This is a genomic window from Planococcus chinensis, from assembly GCF_020071995.1.
Classification (GTDB): domain Bacteria; phylum Bacillota; class Bacilli; order Bacillales_A; family Planococcaceae; genus Planococcus; species Planococcus chinensis_A.
Genome location: NZ_JABWTK010000010.1, coordinates 32664 through 50882 on the forward strand (window position 1 = coordinate 32664; position 18219 = coordinate 50882).

The 18219-nt window shown below is 44.5% G+C and carries 15 protein-coding genes, 1 pseudogene and 1 riboswitch; of the genes and pseudogenes, 2 read left to right on the forward strand and 14 right to left on the reverse strand.

The window, feature by feature from the left end:
* Positions 1–43 precede the first annotated feature (43 nt).
* The 7 genes and pseudogenes from HU147_RS15345 to HU147_RS15375 form a co-directional block, all read right to left on the reverse strand.
* Positions 44–1342, reverse strand: a complete 1299-nt coding sequence (locus HU147_RS15345) for an ABC transporter substrate-binding protein (RefSeq protein ID WP_224077042.1) — start codon at positions 1340–1342, stop codon at positions 44–46.
* 354 nt (positions 1343–1696) lie between these two features.
* The gene (locus tag HU147_RS15350) at positions 1697–2572 is read right to left on the reverse strand and encodes an ROK family protein (protein WP_224077043.1); all 876 of its coding nucleotides are present in this window, start codon (positions 2570–2572) and stop codon (positions 1697–1699) included.
* Between the two features lie 57 nt (positions 2573–2629).
* Complete coding sequence (locus HU147_RS15355; protein ID WP_224077044.1) at positions 2630–4225, reverse strand: glycoside hydrolase family 13 protein; 1596 nt, start codon at positions 4223–4225, stop codon at positions 2630–2632.
* 270 nt (positions 4226–4495) lie between these two features.
* Positions 4496–4667, reverse strand: a pseudogene (locus HU147_RS19640) (DNA/RNA non-specific endonuclease); the annotation flags it as partial.
* A 780-nt stretch (positions 4668–5447) separates the two neighbouring features.
* Positions 5448–6725 (reverse strand): IS110 family transposase, encoded by a 1278-nt coding sequence (locus HU147_RS15365; protein WP_224077045.1) that lies wholly within the window; start codon positions 6723–6725, stop codon positions 5448–5450.
* A 103-nt stretch (positions 6726–6828) separates the two neighbouring features.
* Positions 6829–7095: a hypothetical protein gene (locus HU147_RS15370; protein WP_224077046.1), complete on the reverse strand. Its 267-nt coding sequence runs from the start codon at positions 7093–7095 to the stop codon at positions 6829–6831.
* A 258-nt stretch (positions 7096–7353) separates the two neighbouring features.
* A complete protein-coding gene (locus HU147_RS15375; protein ID WP_224077047.1) occupies positions 7354–7794 on the reverse strand; it encodes a GNAT family N-acetyltransferase in 441 nt (146 codons plus the stop codon).
* A 114-nt stretch (positions 7795–7908) separates the two neighbouring features.
* Between HU147_RS15375 and pdxR (HU147_RS15380) the strand changes: the two genes are divergently transcribed.
* A complete protein-coding gene (gene pdxR, locus HU147_RS15380) occupies positions 7909–9282 on the forward strand; it encodes a MocR-like pyridoxine biosynthesis transcription factor PdxR (protein ID WP_224077106.1) in 1374 nt (457 codons plus the stop codon).
* Positions 9283–9481: 199 nt separating this feature from the next.
* Here the strand turns inward: pdxR (HU147_RS15380) and HU147_RS15385 are convergent, their stop codons facing one another.
* Positions 9482–10054 carry a GNAT family N-acetyltransferase gene (locus HU147_RS15385; protein ID WP_224077048.1) on the reverse strand — a complete coding sequence of 191 codons (573 nt, stop codon included), beginning with the start codon at positions 10052–10054 and terminating at the stop codon, positions 9482–9484.
* A gap of 92 nt (positions 10055–10146) precedes the next feature.
* On the opposite strand from HU147_RS15385, the gene pdxR (HU147_RS15390) reads away from it, so the two are divergent.
* Complete coding sequence (gene pdxR, locus HU147_RS15390) at positions 10147–11508, forward strand: MocR-like pyridoxine biosynthesis transcription factor PdxR (RefSeq protein WP_224077049.1); 1362 nt, start codon at positions 10147–10149, stop codon at positions 11506–11508.
* Positions 11509–11732: 224 nt separating this feature from the next.
* Here the strand turns inward: pdxR (HU147_RS15390) and HU147_RS15395 are convergent, their stop codons facing one another.
* The 6 genes from HU147_RS15395 to HU147_RS15420 form a co-directional block, all read right to left on the reverse strand.
* The gene (locus tag HU147_RS15395) at positions 11733–12812 is read right to left on the reverse strand and encodes an iron-containing alcohol dehydrogenase family protein (protein ID WP_224077050.1); all 1080 of its coding nucleotides are present in this window, start codon (positions 12810–12812) and stop codon (positions 11733–11735) included.
* A 15-nt stretch (positions 12813–12827) separates the two neighbouring features.
* Entirely contained in the window at positions 12828–13646 is an 819-nt protein-coding gene (locus tag HU147_RS15400) for a MetQ/NlpA family ABC transporter substrate-binding protein (protein WP_224077051.1), read from the reverse strand.
* A gap of 19 nt (positions 13647–13665) precedes the next feature.
* On the reverse strand, positions 13666–14337 hold the full coding sequence (locus HU147_RS15405) for a methionine ABC transporter permease (RefSeq protein ID WP_036803285.1): 672 nt from the start codon (positions 14335–14337) through the stop codon (positions 13666–13668).
* Entirely contained in the window at positions 14327–15340 is a 1014-nt protein-coding gene (locus HU147_RS15410) for a methionine ABC transporter ATP-binding protein (protein ID WP_224077052.1), read from the reverse strand. The genes HU147_RS15405 and HU147_RS15410 overlap by 11 nt, the downstream gene beginning before the upstream one ends.
* Positions 15341–15411: 71 nt before the next feature.
* A riboswitch (SAM riboswitch) is annotated at positions 15412–15519 on the reverse strand.
* A 104-nt stretch (positions 15520–15623) separates the two neighbouring features.
* Entirely contained in the window at positions 15624–16637 is a 1014-nt protein-coding gene (locus HU147_RS15415) for a tetratricopeptide repeat protein (protein WP_224077053.1), read from the reverse strand.
* 315 nt (positions 16638–16952) lie between these two features.
* Entirely contained in the window at positions 16953–17993 is a 1041-nt protein-coding gene (locus HU147_RS15420) for an LLM class flavin-dependent oxidoreductase (protein WP_224077107.1), read from the reverse strand.
* Positions 17994–18219 lie beyond the last annotated feature (226 nt).

Here is an 18219-nt window from a genome sequence, read left to right on the forward strand (position 1 = left end):
AGAGGCTGCTTTGTTCTTGTCTCCAGCTTAATTATTTCATTTTTTATTGTCTGCTTGATTCCCAAGCTGTTTTGGCTGACTCGACAACTTCTTCCCACGTTGCTTCATCACTCAAATATTTTTGGATGCCAGCGCCAAGTTCATCTTCTCCCCATCCAGTTGGATAGCCCATGAAGACCCATCCGATTGTTTCGCCTGCTTCAGATGCATTGTATACTGCTTTTGATAATGGATCTGAAATTTTTGACGCATCGTAACCTTCATATGCTGGGATGAATTTAAAATCTTCTACTACTGCTGTTTTGCCTGCATCAGAAGTATATATCCAATCAAGAAAATCTTTTGAAGCCTGTACAACTTCTTCGTCAAGATTCGAGTTTACTGCCCAGTACATCGGAACACCTACAGGAAGACCGCCTTCTTCATAGCCTTCAACGGGAATTGGCATCATGTCGATGCCATTTGCGGCAAATTCTGGGTCAATGCCTTCAATCGAGCCGTAAGCCCAATTTCCTTGTTGAATGATCGCAACTCGCTCCAATGAAAATAATTCTTCAACTTGCTGTGAGTAGTCAAGACTGACTGTCGGCTGTTTAGAATATTCATTTTGCAAATCCAAAATTTTCTTGAAGGCCTCAGAATAAGTGAAATCGATTGTTGGTGAATCAAATGCATCCAATACATTATTGTTAAATTCAGGTGCGATGAATGTATTTGATAAATGCAAACCTGTTACCCAAGTTTCTTTGGCTGGCAATGCGAATACCGACTCGATTTCAAGTTCTTCTTTTTTCGAATCGAGTGTTTTCACAGCTTCTTCAAGACTTGCAAAGTCTGTGATTGAAGTAGGATCAATTCCCGCTTCTTCAAATAGGCGTGTGTTATAAATGAAGCCGTACCCTTCCTGGTTATATGGCAATCCGAGAATTTCTGAATCCACTGTTACCCCCTCTAATGTCCCATCTAATGCTGCTTCTGCTGCGGCTGTGTCAGACAAAGGCGCGAGACTATCTTTCCAGTCAGCGACATCTTGAGGTCCACCAATATTAAAAATCGCAGGCTCGTTGCCTGAAGCGAATTTCGAACGGAGTGCAGCTCCGTAATCTTCTCCTCCTCCTACTGTGGTAATCTCAATATTTATATCCGGGTTTTCTTCTTCATACAATGCAACTACATCTTCGAATTGATTTTTAAATTCCACTTTGAACTGAAATACGTCAACTGTAGTTTTATCTCCCTCAGCCACTGAACCTTCTTCCCCACTATTTCCACAAGCGGCAAGTAGACTTGTTGTAACCAGTAACGAAGCTAACAATCCTTTTTTGTACTTGAATTCTTTCATGTGTATAATCCCCCTTTGAGTTTTGCGCAATCGTTTGCACAATGAAGAAAATAAAAAATGGAAACTTTCTAAGAAAGCTTACCATCTTTCAACTATTTGTATCGTATCACAATGAAAACGTTTGCACAATATAAATAAAAAATATTTTTACTTTTTAGAAAAGTGCATTAAAAGAGCATTATAAGATGTTTTCCAATAGCTAATCATTTAAAGTAAGTTAAACTTCCCCATCTAGTTGGACCGACGAAGACGCCGGATTCCTCAACTTCGATAGTCAAGTCGAAGTTCTTCACTGCTATCGCTTTACTGTTGTATACCTTAATCAATTAGTCCCTTAATAACTACGCCACAATTCTACTTTTCTTCTAGTACAAGTAATGCAGCGCCTAATACTCCAGCATCGTTACCGAATTTCGCTACTTGAATATCCAAGGGATTGAGCAGCAATGGTTCGAGTTGCTTCTGCAATTGCGCCCACCAGTATTCAGCTGACTCTGACACGCCGCCTCCGATGACAACCGAATCCAGATCAAAGGCCGCTTGCATCGAACTGATGATGATAGATAAATCATAAGTGAACGCTTCTACTAGTTCTCGTGAACGTACGTCTGTTGCTGCCTTTTGAAACACTTCGAGCGGTGTCATTTCCAGCCCGGCTTCACGGATACGGCGCTGAATTCCTGTACCCGAAACATATTGTTCATAACAACCTTTGCGTCCGCATGCACAATCCGCGCCACCTGGATATAATGTAATATGACCAAGTTCAGCTGCGCCGCCGTGCGGACCACCGCTCAGTAATTTACCGTCCCAGATGATGCCTCCGCCTAGCCCTGTGCCGAGTGTCAGGCATACAATACGATCCAGCCCTTTCGCTGCTCCGAATTTCGCTTCTGCCAGTGCAGCACAATTGGCGTCATTTTCAACTTCCACCTGTATGCCGGTGGCCGTTTCCAATTGTTCTTTCACTTTCGTACCGCTCCAGCCAGGCAAGGCATCTGTGGAAAAGATGATGCGCCCTTCTTTCGGATCGACAAAACCATGTGTGCCGATCCCTACAGCTGCAACTTCAGGATAATCCTCTAGAATACGAAGGACATTTTCCTCAAGATAGGGATACAGCGGAAATTGAGTCGGTATTTTTTCGTCATACAGAATCGTGCCGGCGGAATCAATTATGCCCAGGCGAATTTTCGTTCCCCCTATATCTACACCCATTACGTTAATCATCGTGTTCCCCCTTCTGTTATATGAAGTCCTCTTATCATAACTTAAAAATTTCAATTTCTAGATTTTTTTATGGAGCACAACCGTTTCATAAGGACGTAAAATTAACTTTCCGGTGCTTTCAAGCTTTTCGTAATTATGGATTAAAAGCTCTCCCTGCGGCATCGGGAACTCGAGCTGCTGCTCTGAAAAATTACAGTAGACTGTTAATTTCTCTCCAGAAATTTCACGGGTATAGGCAAAAATATTTTCATCCTCACGGTGAAGCAAAGTAAACTTGCCATGTGTGATGATTTCCATCGATTTACGCAATTGAATCAATTTTTTATAGAACTGATAAATCGATTGGCTGTCGTCTTTATCCAAAGTATTGATGGTGGAATAATTCGGGTTCGAAGCGATCCAGGGAATGCCGGTTGTAAAACCGCCATGTGCTTCCGCATCCCATTGCATCGGTGTGCGGGCATTGTCCCGGCTTTTGGCATATATCGAGTGCATGATCTTTTCGTGCGGTACGCCAAGACTTCTTTTTTCCTTATACATATTCAGAGTTTCGATATCCTTATACTCTTCGATAGAATCAAAACGGACATTTGTCATGCCGATTTCTTCGCCCTGATAAATATAAGGCGTACCTTGCATGAAATGAAGGCAGGCTGCCAGCATTTTTGCTGACTCGATGCGGTATTCACCATCGTTGCCGAACCGCGACACGATTCTTGGCTGGTCATGATTATTCCAGTAGAGGCTGTTCCATCCTGAATCATGCAAGGCATGCTGCCAGTGCTCGAGGTTGAATTTCAAATCTGTTAGCTGAAGTGGCTTCAGATCCCATTTTTCTCCGCTCGCCTGATCAAGTCCCATATGCTCGAACGTGAAAATCATATTCACTTCTTTGCGCTCTTTATCGGTATATTTGATAGCATCCGAAATTGTTGCTCCTGGCATTTCGCCAACCGTCACAATGTCGTATCTTGATAATACTTCCCTGTTCATTTCCTGTAGGTAATCATGTACTTTCGGGCCGTTCATATAAAATGCTCCGCCATCGCCATCTGGTCCGTCCGGGAAATCCTGATCCTTGGAAATCAAATTGATGACGTCCATCCTGAAACCGTCTACACCTTTATCCAGCCACCAGCGCATCATCGCATAAACCGCTTCACGCATCTCCGGATTCTCCCAATTCAAATCGGGCTGTTTCTTTGAAAAAAGATGAAGGAAGTATTGGTCCCGTTGCAGATCGAATTTCCAGGCAGAGCCGCTGAAAAACGAACGCCAATTATTCGGCTTATCGCACCATATATAATATTCCGGTTTGCTGCTGAACCATTCATGCTCATCCGAAGTATGATTGACGACTAAATCCATCATCAGTTTGAGTCCTCTTCTATGCATTTGCTCAATCAATTCCTCGAAATCCTCCATGGTTCCAAAATCATCCATGATTTTTTGATAATCCCGAATATCGTAACCGTTGTCATCATTGGGAGAATCATAAATCGGTGACAGCCAAATAACATCAACACCAAGGTCTTCGATATAATCCAATTTTTGAATAATTCCTCTTAAATCACCGATGCCATCGCCATTTGAATCCTTAAAACTTCTAGGATAAATCTGATAGACTGTCGACTTTTTCCACCACTCTGTCATGTAGTTGCTCCTTTCCTAAGTAAACATGAGATATTCTAACATAAAGATTGCAAGAAAGGAAAGAGACCCTCCAATGCGTTTTTACTGACAATATTTTTATTAACTTAAAGCATTTATTAAGTTGACTCATTGCCTAAAATAAGAAGAACGAACCGGAACCGATTGGATTTGATACCCATTTTGCGCCAACCTGCGTACGCGAACACAGTTATCGGTACTACAGTTACGATAAAAAGCACGAAAACCTAAAGTATAGCCGTCCCAGCCAATTTGATATTTGGAAGGAATCTGCGTTTTCGTATCAGGATAAGTAATTATTGCTTCAAAATTTGTAGGGCCTCCTGCCTTCTGTATAGCATTTTCCAAATACGCTTGATTCCCATACCAATTCAAGGTGCTTTCCTGTGGTAATATTATAAGCGTTAGAGACCCCTCCTAGAGACTTGGTCTGGAGCACTGATACGGGTCGTTATATATTCTTTATGATCAACAGTCAATCAATACATCACTTGTAGCTGAAGCCTTATAGCGTAATATTTTTTGTATTATTAACTGTTCATAGCTATTCGCAATCACGCCCTTTTCTTTAGCAACGTACATATAAAACATCCTCCTATCGATTTATGAATAGTTGATATCTGTGCAAACGTTTGCACAAATAAAAAAATAAAAAAATAAAAAAATAAAAAAATAAAAAATAAATGCTAGCTACATATAGAAATATTTTTATTTATGAACTTTTTTCATTTAAAACATCCCTCTATCCATTATTAAGAAAAATTTAAACTCTGAATCTAGACAACCGTTTACGCAAATTCGGCAAACAAGAGATTGCAATTATTTAGTTCCTCCCTCTATAAATATTGATGTATTAACGGTTTGCACCGTTTTCAGGGTGCCAAAAAATATTTTTTTGGTCCTGTTGAATCCAGTAATTATAAAACCTGTGAATCTCTGGTAACGCAAGAATACGCTCCGCTAAAACCAATTCCAATTATTGGTTCTAATCCGCTATGTCATGCACAATGGATCTCTGCGTCGCTTATGATGACGTACCCTCCCATGTCTCGGGGCATCGAATGCCTACATTCCTTCGTTCGGTCTAGTCATAAGGCAGAGGCCAGCGAAGCTCCTTTAGGGACTCAAGGGTCGGATGGAAACAATGGTGCCGGCTTCTCCGTGTCACTCTCATGTCGTTGATCTTCCGTAAAATGCAGGATTCTTAAGCTGCCTCGGCGAGGCAATGGCTGTCGTTCATCAGGCGGTTGGCGTCAAAATGAATCTGTTTGGTACAAAGCGTATGGAGCACTTTCAGTAATTTCCCGCATAACACCACGATGGATTGCTTTTTCCGCAGGGGATTCTGCGGACGGGTCGTATAATAGGCGTGCAGCTTCCGGAACGCTTCATTGTGGCGGATGATCGGCATCATGACCCGGAACAATAGGGCTCTGAGCTTGCGTCTGCCCCGTTTCGAAATGCGTTTCCGGCCTTTATGCATGCCTGAGGAGTTCTCCCGCAAGGTGAGTCCCGCTAGCTTGATGAGTTGGCGTGGATCCCGGTAATGGGAGAAGCTGCCGATTTCGGACAACAGGTCAATGATGGTCGGTGTGCCGAGTCCCGGCACGGTGGCCAGGTATTCGTATTCCGGTGTTTTCTGGACCATGGCTTCAAGTTCAAACGTCAATGCATCGATTTCTTGTTCCAGTTGGCGATACCGGCTAAGAAGCGTGGCGATTTCAAGTTGGGCCATCCTTTTCCCTTCCGTGATGCCAATGGACAAAGAAGCGACTTCAATCAACTGCTTCGCTTTCGGCCGTTGTGGCGACTTCATTCCGTCTACCTCCCGGTAGAGGGCAAGCAACTGATCCGGCTCTTGTCCGGCAATGTCGCTGGGGAACGGCGTGCGTTCGAGCGCCGCCAATGCCATTTTGCCGAACGTCGGGAAAACCTGGACAAATTCTGGAAAATACCGGTCTAGCCAACGGATCATCTTGTTTTTGATGGAACCGAATTCCTCGGTCAGTTGAGCGCGTAGCGTAGCCCCGACGCGAAGCTCTGCTTCCAAGTTTTCCAGTAGGCGTGGATAGCTGAACCGCCCGTCTTTTACCAGGCGCGCGATGACCAGCGCGTCTTTCTGGTCGTTTTTCGTCTGTAAATTGTCATCCAGCTCTTTCGAGCGTTTTACATGCATCGGATTCGTCATGACGAGCGGAATTCCGTGATCGTTCAGGAAGTGGGACAGGTTGAGCCAGTAATGTCCGGTCGGTTCGATGCCGACCAGCACTTCCGTCTTTCCGGTTTCTTTCCTAACGTTCATTAGAAGTTCGTAGAACTCTTCGAAGCCCGCTTTCGATTGGTAGACAGGAAATGCCTTTACCAGCTGCCGTCCGCGGTCATCGACAAATGTGGCGTAATGTTTCCGTTTGGCAATATCCATGCCAACAACGAGTGTTTTTTCAGTGTCTTGATTAATCTTTTGATTCAGTTTAGAATTCAATTTGGAGTCCTCCTTGGTTCAAATTAGGGGTCAATTCGTTCGGATTTGACACCCCACATCATACCAAGAGGGCTCTTTCTATTTCAATCCCCCCTAAATCCTTCTAACAGGAATGCTCCTTTTTTATATTCTGATGATCGGTGAGAAAGTAATTGCCTTCTATAAATGCCTCGGGCTGATTGAACGGTGAGTCCAAATAACGCGTCGGATTGAATAGTTGATGAACATCTTCAATATATTCAAGCTGCTGATTCCACAATTCTCCAATGAGTGCATTGAAAGCCGTTTCTTCTATTTCCTCTTCTTCGTTGAATATATACTGCTTTCCTACATTCGATACATAGGTAAAATTAATAATTTTCTTTTTCATAGATTTTAATTAGTATTTGTTTTCTTTCAGCGTTTCTTAACTTTTTCTTCATCGCTCTGCTTTTTCAGTTCGATATTGATTTATCTTACACGGCTTATTATTTCAAAAAAGAAGAGAAAAAACTTTATACAAAGTTCCTCACTACCGATAAGCCCTCATATGTAAACTATAATCTGCGTTCTTATCAATCCGTTAAATGGATGGATCCTGGCACAGCTATAAAACTTCTGTTTGCCTTACACACCCAACTTTTCGCTATTATAGCCAATACTTAGAGAAATGAAGCATTTCTTCTTGTTGCATGCCCATCTGCTCATACAATTTTTGCGCTTGATGATTGTCCTTAGCCGTCTCAAGTGTGATATAGCGTGCCTTTCTTTCAACACAATAGGTGTAGCATTTCTCCATTAAACTTCTCCCGACACCTTGTTGCCGAAATCTTTCATCGACATACAAATCATTTAGGATAAAAGCTCTTTGTAGTGCGACTGATGAGAATGTTGGATAGAGCTGTACAAACCCGGCTGGTTCCCCGTTAATTCTTGCTATAAAAATAACGGATTCATTCTTTGAAACTCGTTCTTCTAAAAACTGTTGTGCTGCCTGTTCATCGCCTTGCTGTTTGTAAAATCGTCTGTACGCATCGAATAATGGTACGACTGAATGTAAAGTGTTGCCTGTAACCTGTTCGATCTGCATATCTTCGCCCTCTTTGCTTTTTAATGGTCTTGCTGTAACATATTGTACGAAAACATCTGCCATTCAAAAAGAAACAGTTTTGAAACTTTCAAGATGTCAGAAGAGGGGATTCATATTAAAGAATTTTTATTTTCTTTCCAAGAAAACGAAGCCAAATACAAACAAATTTATGAGCAGATCAAATTGCTGATAGAGACAGGACAGCTAATGCAGAACGAATCAATCCCTTCTATCCGTAAGCTTGCCGATACACTAGGTGTAAGCAGAAATACAACCTTAACCGCGTATGAACAGCTTGTGGCAGAGGGATATATCCGTGGTGAAACGAAGAAAGGCTACTTCGTTAATCCCTATGAACCTATTCACTTACAATCACCTGCCCATCAAAACAAAGAACGAACAGAACCAGTTTCGACTATCCGCATTGATTTCCGAGCAGGGGCAGTCGATTCAGATCATTTTCCTTTGAAGCTTTGGCGAAAATACGCAAACCAGGAGTTAAAAAAAGAGACAGCTTATACCTATGGGGAATTGCAGGGGGAACTAGCGTTGAGACAACAGATTGCAACCTATTTACTGCAATCCAGAGGAGTAAAAGTAGATGCTGGTGAAATCATCATTGGCAGCGGAACACAACAATTACTGTTGTATTTATCCCTGTTGCTAAAAGGAAAATTTGATTCCATTTTTCTAGAAAACCCAGGCTACAATGGCGCTCATACTGTTTTCTCCATGCAGCAATTTCACATCCATCCTTTGACAGTAACCGATCAAGGGTTTCAATTAGACGAATTGACCGAGCAAGCCCGGCTCGTTTATGTCACTCCTTCACACCATTTTCCCTATGGTGTTTCCATGCCCGTCCAGCAGCGATTGGCACTGGTAAAGTGGGCAGCCAATGACGGCTACATTATCGAAGACGATTATGACAGCGAGTTTCGCTATACACAAAAACCCTTTCCAGCTTTAGCATCGATTGATCGGGAACGGGTTATTTACCTCGGCACGTTCTCCAAGTCGTTTTTGCCCTCCATTCGATTGAGTTATATGGTATTGCCAAAATCGCTGGCACGAGAATACCAAGAGAAGTTTTCTGTCATGGAGCAGACGGCCTCCTCCCTGCATCAGCAGACAATGGCACAGTTCATGAAGATGGGGGAATGGGATAAACACATTCGAAAGATGCGCTTAGTCTATAAACGAAAAATGATTCTTACGGTGACCCAGTTACGGCTTCATTTCGGTTCTAGAATCACGATCATCGGGGAGCAATCCGGATTATACGTGCTGGTTCGTGTCCACACGGACCAATCTGAACAATGGCTGATAGATGAAGCGAATCGGAATGGTTTGAAAGTTTACCCGACAAGCCCCTACTTTTTCTCTTCTGCAGAGGAACCGTTGCTGCAATTAGGCTTTAGCAAATTGACCTTCGAAGAAATCGAGGAAGGCATAAAACTCCTGAAAAAAGCTTGGGGATTCTTTTAAGAAGACAGAATAGAGCTGTGCCGTTAATCAGCGGCACAGCTCTAAAAATTTGGATGATAATTTATTTGTTGTCTCACTTTTCTCTGCTTCTACTTCCTATAACTTTTGATATGTAAACTACTATTTATATGGCGCACTATCCTTAGAGTAAAAACTCAAAACTGAAACAGGTCTTAAAATAAAAATATTTTATAAATTATTACTCTATTAATATCTTGTGGAAGCGTTCTTTGACTTGTGGCCAATCTTCTTTTGTCACACTGTACATGACGGTATGTCGAATTGTTCCTTCTTTGCGAATCATGTGGTTCCTCAAAATCCCTTCTTTAATGGCTCCGATTCTTTCAATGGCGCGTTGTGAACGGATATTTTCATGACCTGTCTTGATTTGGACGCGATTCAATCCCAGTTCTTCAAAACAATACGTCAACAATAGAAACTTGCAATTGGTGTTGATATTCGTTCGCCAACTTTTGGGATTTAGCCATGTTGAACCGATTTCTAATCTTTTATGTGGCATGGAAATATCGAGAAACCAAGTAGCCCCAATAATCTTCTTTGACTCGATATCTACAATCACAAAAGCAAACTCTGTTCCAGCTGCTCTCTTTTTTTGAGCATCTTTTACATATTGTTCAACATTCCATTTGTCCGTCAAATCCACCGACATGTGTTCCCAAATTTTGTGGTTATTCGCTGCCTCCCAGATTTCTTCTATATGGCTGCTTTCCATCGGCACAAGCTTGACAACTTCATTCTCTAAGGTTTTCATTTCCCTCACTCCTTTCTATCATTACACTTCATTTCTGGTATGCTTAACATAACCAATTTAGATTAATTATTACATACCAGGGAGTGCTTGAAGTGGAACTGCAAGTAACATTTCCAAAAGGAACCACGAAATATATGGCCATTTATGAACACATTAAACAGCTCATTCTGCAACAACAGTTAAAAGCGCATTCAAGAATGCCCTCCAAACGCGAATTAGCCAATCAACTGAATGTCAGTATATTTACCGTACAGGAAGCATATGCCCAATTGCTGAGTGAAGGTTATCTGTACTCAACAGAGCGAAAAGGTTATTTTGTAGGCGAGATTGAAGTCCCCTTCCAAGAAGAAGATGTCCTTCAAAAAGAAGAATTTCTGCCAACGATAAAAGAAGAGTCCTTGAATTTTAGAAACGGGCAAGTTGATCCAATAGAATTTCCATACAAAGTTTGGAACTGTCTGTATCAAAAGTTTCTGGCTCCTGCCCATGTTGCAAATGGTTGTTGGCAAGGGGAACCCGAATTACGGAACGAAATTGCAAACTATTTGCGCCAATCCAGAGGATTGCATTGCCAGGCAAAACAAATTTTCATTTTCAGCGGTACCCAACAACAATTAAGTTCCCTGTGTCAATTCCTCCTTCCTTCTAAAATAGGAATGGAGGAACCGGGTTTTGTTCGAGCAAATGTGGTATTTCACCAATTAAACATACCGGTTTTACCTCTAAGGTTGGATTCTGAAGGCTGTACCGTACCGAAACAGGCAGTGACACTTCTATATACAACTCCAGCTCATCAATATCCACTTGGCACCGTAATGTCGATCAACAGACGCCTTGAATTGTTATCGTGGGCAAAAGCTTCTTCCAGTTACATCGTAGAAGATGATTATGATTCAGAATTCCGTTATCGAGGCGCCTCAATTCCAACGTTGGCTCATTTAGACGCTTTGAATCAGGTAATTTATTTTGGGTCATTCTCTAAAACCTTGCTGCCTTCTATTCGAATCAGTTATCTTGTCCTCCCCTTATCTTTAATGAAAGAATATGAAGCATTCAATGCACTGCAAAAACCCACTGTTTCCAAAATCGATCAGTTAGTCGTTGCAGAATTCATTAAAACAGGAGGGTATGAAAAGCACATCGCCAAAATGCGAACCCTTTACCGCTCAAAGAGAAAGTGCTTGATTGAAGCGATAGATGAATTTTTGGGAGAAGATTTTTCTGTTAAAGGAGATGAGGCTGGACTGCATATCATTGTCCAATTACCTGCCTACTTAACGGAACAAGAAGCAATTGCAAGGGCTGATTCGCTCGGCATTGAAGTTGATTCCGTATCCCATATGTATCAAGAAACAAAATCCACCGACCGAGTGATCATTGGTTATGGGGCTCCGACTATTGGAGAAATTCGGAAGGGCATTCAATGGCTTGCATCGGTCTGGAAAAGTCCCTAAGTTAAATTTTTAAGGATGGGTTTCATACTTATCAACCGTTCGTAAAAGCACACCTTTCCGAACGCTCTAATTCTGCTCCAAAACCCCAAAAAAAAACGTCCGTAAAAGTGCTAGAGCACTTTACGAACGTTCGCTTTTTTGCTAAGAGGTTTACGAACAGTATTTAGATTTTAATGGGCCGTTAAAGACCAATTAGATTCCATCCGTTGAATTGCTTGGTCTAATCAAGCAGTTACCGTTTCTTCAATCCCCTTCATCACAGCAGCGACTTCCGGTGCTGTAATTGGTTCTTGCCTTAACACATGAATTGTTTCACCAACGCGTGTGGACTGGATGGCAATGTCTTCGATCCACTTGCTCGGAACCCCCACTTCTTTCAACGTAGACGGCAATCCAATTTTCTTATAAAAAACTTTTAATTTTTCCACTTCATCGGTTTTGCCTTCGAGCAGCAATTGGACCAGGACGCCGTAAGCCACTTTGTCGCCATGCAAGGCGTGGTGCGATTCCGGTGAAATGGTCATGCCGTTGTGGATGGAATGGGCACCTGCCGTTCGGCCAAATTTGTCGCCGAATCCGCCGACCATGCCGCCCGCCATAATGATCGTTTCGGCCACTTTGATGAAGGCTTCTGACAAAAGGCCTTGTTTCGCATCCTGAATGGCAACTTCCGCATGTTCAAACATTTCATCGGCACAGAGCTTCGCGGTGTAATGGGCGATTTTCAAGGCAAGCGGCGGGTTATCGAAGCGGCTGATTTGGACGTCCGCTTCGTACCATTTCGCGATGGTGTCCCCGATTCCCGCAACCAGCAGCGGTACCGGAGCTCCGAGCAGAACGCGCGGTTCGACCAAAAGCAGATCGACGCTTCCGGGGAAAATGGTGTAATGGGTCATCGTCCCTGCTTCGGTATAAACCACACTAAGCGGTGTCCACGGCGCACAGTTAGAGGCGAGTGTCGGAATCAGCACCGACTTGATGCCGGTGTCATGGGCGACAGCTTTAGCGATATCAAGCACTTTGCCGCCACCCGCTCCGATAATGGCATCCGCACCGATGGCTTTTGCAATTTCTGCCACTCGGGCAATTTCAGGCAGCGAGCATTCCCCGAGGTAATTTTCAAAGGCTACTTCAACTCGTTCCAGTTTTGGAAAGAACGGACGCAGCGCTTGCCACGACTTGTTGCCAGTCAGGAGCAACGCTTTGTTGATATTACGCGCCAACAGTTTGTCCTCGAGTCCTTCGAGAACATGGGTATTGCAGATATATTCAGCAGGTGCGCCTTTTACGATAATGTCTTCCACAAACATTCTCCTCCCTTAGCGGTTGGCCATCCATTCCGGTTTGCCGAAGCCTTCAAAATCAGAATCGATCAATGCTTCAAATTCCGGCGATTCCACAATTTCGACTAAGTCTTTTGACAGCTGTGTATCTTTGTTTTCCGTTTTCACTGCGACCAAGTTGCGGTATTGGTCTGGCATATTTTCAAGTACCAGTGCATCCAGCAAGTTCATGTCAGCTGCCAAGGCAAAGTTTCCTGGCACGGCTGATAAATCAGAGCTTTCCACTGCACGCGGCAAGCCGCCTGCTTCGATCGGCTGGAACACCAGGTTTTTCGGGTTTTCCTGGATGTCTTTTTCTGAAACCGTCAATTCTTCCGCTGCCGGATCAAGTGTAATCAAGTTGTTGTCCTGCAAGACCAGGAATGTGCGGGCTGCGTTTACCGGGTCGTTCGGAATCGCAATCGTCGCTCCGTCTTTGATGTCTTCCAGTGAGTCAAAGCCATTCGAGTAAATGCCCATTGGCGCTGTCGGAACCGTAATCAGGCCGGTCAAGTCCATGCCGTTTTCTTTAGAGAAGTTTTCCAGGTACACCGAGTGCTGGAACAAGTTGGCGTCAAGGTCGCCGTTATCAAGTGCATTGTTGGGCTGGATGTAGTCGCTGAATTCCACGATTTCCACTTCGTATCCTTTTTCTTCAAGCGCCGGTTTGAAAGCTTCGTTCAGCATGTCGCTGTATGGGCCGGCGGTGCCGCCCAGTTTGATGGATTTCGAGTCGGCGCTTGATTCTTCTTCGCCGCAAGCTGCAAGAATTGTGAGTAAAACGAGTAGGATGGCTGGCAATAAAAATTTCTTCATGTGAGTTTCTCTCCCTTTTTTATCGTTTGTCTATTGCTTTTGACGTCCAGTCACCCAATTGCTGAAGGATTTGGACGAGAACAATTAAAATGACGACGGTGACGATCATGATTGTATTGTCGTAGCGGTAATAGCCGAAGCGGATCGCCAAGTCGCCGATGCCGCCGCCTCCGACAACGCCGGCCATCGCGGAATACGCAACGAGTGAAATGATGGTGATTGTAATCCCTTGGACAATACCGGCTTTCGCTTCCGGCAGCAGCACGTCTTTGATGATCATCCACGGGGTGGCTCCACAAGCAACGGCTGCTTCAATGACGCCTTTATCGATTTCACGCAGTGAAGTTTCCACAATGCGGGCGAAAAACGGAATCGCTGCAACCGACAACGACACGCTGGCTGCCGCCGGCCCGATGGTTGAATCCACCAACATCTTTGTCAACGGGATTAACGCCACCAGCAGGATGATAAACGGAATCGAGCGGATCATGTTGACCACAAAACCCAATACCGATTTCACAAAACGGTTTTGCAGAAACAGGCCTTTGTCGGTGACAAACAACACGATGCCAAGCGGCAAGCCGATGACAATGGCAATTGCGAGCGAGACGCCGATCATATACAAGGTTTCGCCGAACGCTTTCGTGATGTCCGGCCACAATTCCATCATATGCTGAAAATCAAATCCCATTTGAAATCACCTCCACAGTTGCTCCCCGGCCTTCCATATAGGTAATGGCCCGGTGGATATTGTCTGGTCTTCCCTGGATTTCCATCAGGAACAAACCGAGCGGCTTTTCCTGGATGTACTCGATCGAGCCATGAAGGAAATTGCCTTTGACATCGAAATGCTGCACCGTATCGGTGATGATGCCTTCTCCGGCAACTGCGCCCTTGAACTGCACTTTGATGACGCTGCCGGTGCACGCTGCCAGAATCGGCTGCGGCACATCAAACGACACGACCGAAGAGATGAATTCCTTTGTGAGTTCCGCTTTTGGATCCGAAAATAAATCGTAGACGTCGCCTTCTTCAATGACCCGTCCGTCCTGCATGACCGCCATGCGGTCGCAGATTTCCTTGACGACATTCATCTCGTGGGTGATGAGAACGATGGTGATATTCAGTTCGCGGTTGATCTTTTTCAGCAGCCGCAAAATGGAAAGAGTGGTATTCGGGTCGAGTGCGGATGTCGCTTCGTCGCACAACAGCACCGATGGATTATTCGCCAGCGCCCGGGCAATGCCCACACGCTGCTTTTGCCCGCCGCTCAGCTGCGCAGGGTAGACGTCCCGTTTATCGGTCAAGCCGACCATCTCGAGCAGTTCGTCAACCCGTTTGGCGATCTGGTCTTTTGGAAGCTTCGCCGCTTTCAAAGCGAAGCCGACATTTTCCCCGACCGTTTTTTGGCTGATCAAGTAGAAATGCTGAAAAATCATGCCGATTTTCAGCCGCGCCTGGCGCAGCCCTTCACCTTTCAGCTTGGTGAGGTCAAGGCCGTCCACTCGGATTTCGCCGCTTGTCGGGCGCTCCAGCAAGTTCATGCAGCGTAGCAGCGAGCTTTTTCCTGCCCCCGAGTAGCCGACGATGCCAAACACTTCGCCTTCGTTCACGGTCAGAGAGACATTGTCCACGCCGGTGATGGTTCCTTTTTTTGTTTTGTAGTCCTTCGTAAGATTCGTGATGCTGATCATGGTGGGGTCCCTCCTTTTTTGGCCATTAAAAAATGCCTCTTTCATTTAGAAAGAAGCACCATAACGGAATAGGTTTATCTCTCAGAATGAAATCATTCTGCAGGAATTAGCACCTTACAGATTGCTCTGTAGGTTGCTGGACGTCATTGGGCCTGTCCCTCAGTCTCTCTTGATAATGTTCCTTATGTAATTGGTTTTAACTTGGTTCTAATAGTAGTCAACATTTTGGCTGCTGTCAAACCTTTTTTTGAAAAATATCAATTATTGAATTTCATTTTTTCTCTTACAGGGACAATTCTTCGTCCACGCGGTCAATCACGACAAACGGCATCGAGCCGTCAAAATAAAAGCCGTAATCTTCGTCTTCTGCGGTTTGGATTGCTGAAGGAATTTCCATTTCCATCAGTATTTGCTTCACTTCTGCCATTACCAGCAAAAACGTTTCTTCCGGAACGCCGGTAACCACATGCGTGAACAAAAAATAGTCTTTCAAAGCCAAGGGTGTGGCGGCTTGCCCTTTCCGGGTCTTGACGAGCAGGTAGCGAAGCAGATTCGCCTGTACCGGCGCCATTTTTTCGGAAATGCCGTTGTAAGTCAAGACGGCGCCGAATTTATTGAACTTCAGTGAAATGACATCCTGCATCGGCGCTTCGACGCTTTCTTCTTTCGAACAAAGCACAGAACCGAACGGTGTGGTAATGCGGTAAGCCTGGCTCTTCAGCATGCCATCGTTGTAGCAAAGCTGGGTGGACAGCGAAGTGGCATGCTCAGCGGTGGCCATAAAATCCATGGCTGGCACTTCACCTTGGATCGCCGGATGGAGCGCGCAGTTGGTAATATACAAGACGGCGCGGTTGATTTGCTCCGCATTCAGCAAGTAACGCTCATCGGTATAAAAAGTCTGGCTGTTCAGCGCTTGCTGGAGATAGGCCGCCGCATCAGAGAAAGCTCCTGAACGGTAAGCCAAAAACCCCAAACGGTAAGCTGCGATCGGGTTTTGCGAGTCATAGGAAAGTACTTTTTTCAGGACTTTCTCGGAATCTTCGTAAATGGTGCGGTCACTGCCAGAAACAGGAGCGCCGTAGCGCAACAGGTAAGACACCAACTTTTTCTTGATGAAGGTGTAATAGGCACGGTAATCTTCATCCTCTTGCACTAGCGCTTCTAATTGACGGTGCATGGCCTCATACACTTCTATTTTAGAATAGCTTAAACTGCCGAGCCTCGTTTCACCGAGGCCCAGCAGTTCCTGCTCTAATTCTTCTAGTTCTTCTAAACTGATTCCCTGAAAGCTCATGACGTTCCTCCTGAACAAAACTGATCGACTTAAAATTAATAAAAAAACTCTATGTAAAATAATTTTATGATTTAATAAAAAATAAAATAAGATAAATTTTACATTTTTAATAAACTTGCATCGTTTTTTATGATACCAATGCCAAGAAAGATTAACAATAGGGCAAAAGATAATTTTATTGTAAAAGAATTTTATAAGTTCTTCAAAACCATGTCTTTTTCCCTACGAAATCAAAAGCAGCCCTTGCTTTCCATTTTGGAAGCTGGGGCTGCTTTTAGCGATAGTCTTTGGATCGTCAAGGACTTTGACTTCATTCTAGACCGGTGCCACCATACTGCCGATTTCTTTCTCAAGAATCGGCACTACTTGAGCAGCCAGCATTTCGATGTTTTCCTGCACTTTGCCGAACGGTATGCCGCCAATATCCATTTGGGCCATAAAGCGCCTGTGGCCGAACAATTCGTGCTGCTGGAGTATTTTCTCCGCAACGTGTTCCGGGCTCCCGACAAACAAAGCGGTTTCCGGACCCGCTAACTGTTCAAAATCATTCCGTGTCATTCGCGAACTCATTCCGCGCTGGCGATTGACGTAGTTCCAGTAGTTGGCATAGTACGGATAAAACTCCTCTTTCGCTTGCTCTGTAGTTTTTGCCAGGTAAGCGTGGCCGGTCACCCCGACTTGTAACGATGCCGGCGAATGCCCCGCTTCGATTCCCGCCTGCCGATAGATATCGACAAGCGGCTTAAACCGTATGGGATCACCTCCAAGAATAGCAAGCGCCATTCCGACGCCCATGCGTCCGGCGCGGGCTGCACTTTCAGGGGTTCCGCCAACCCCAATCCAGATGGGCAGTTTGCTTTGCAATGGCCGCGGCGCAATTTCCGCGCGCTCTATCGGTGATCGGAATTTACCTTTCCACGAAACAATGCCGCTGTCGTTCAGTTTCATTATTAACTCCATATGTTCACTAAAGAGCTCATTATAGTCTTTCATGCTGTATCCAAACAGAGGAAACGATTCAATGAAAGCTCCTCGGCCAGCCAAATTCTCAGCACGGCCCCCGGAAACCAAATCCAAAGTTGCAAAGTCTTCGTACAACCGGACCGGATCCAGTGTACTCAAGACGCTGGTCGCACTCGTCAAGCGGATTCGTTCGGTCGCTTGGGCAATTGCAGCCAGCACGACCGCAGGCGAAGAAACCGCATAATCCAGGCGGTGATGCTCACCTACCCCGAAGATATCGAGGCCAGCCCGGTCCGCCAGTGTTCCCGCTTCTATAATTTCGTCCATCCGCTGTTTGGGGCTGATCATTTCTCCTGTCAGGGGATTCGGTCCGATATCCGCTAACGTGTACATTCCGACTTCAAAGCCTTGTTGTTTTAATTTAGCCACTTAATTCGCTCCTTCTTACGCTGCTGTCCGCAACGGCAAATTATAAGTTACTTTATGTAACTTACTGTATTATGATTATCCAATTATGTCAAACCTTCGTCTTGCAGAACCAGCTTTTTGTGCCGTTCCCCTTTTTTTATGGACACAACTGCAACACAACATTTAAAAAAGTTCTGCTAAAATCTGATTG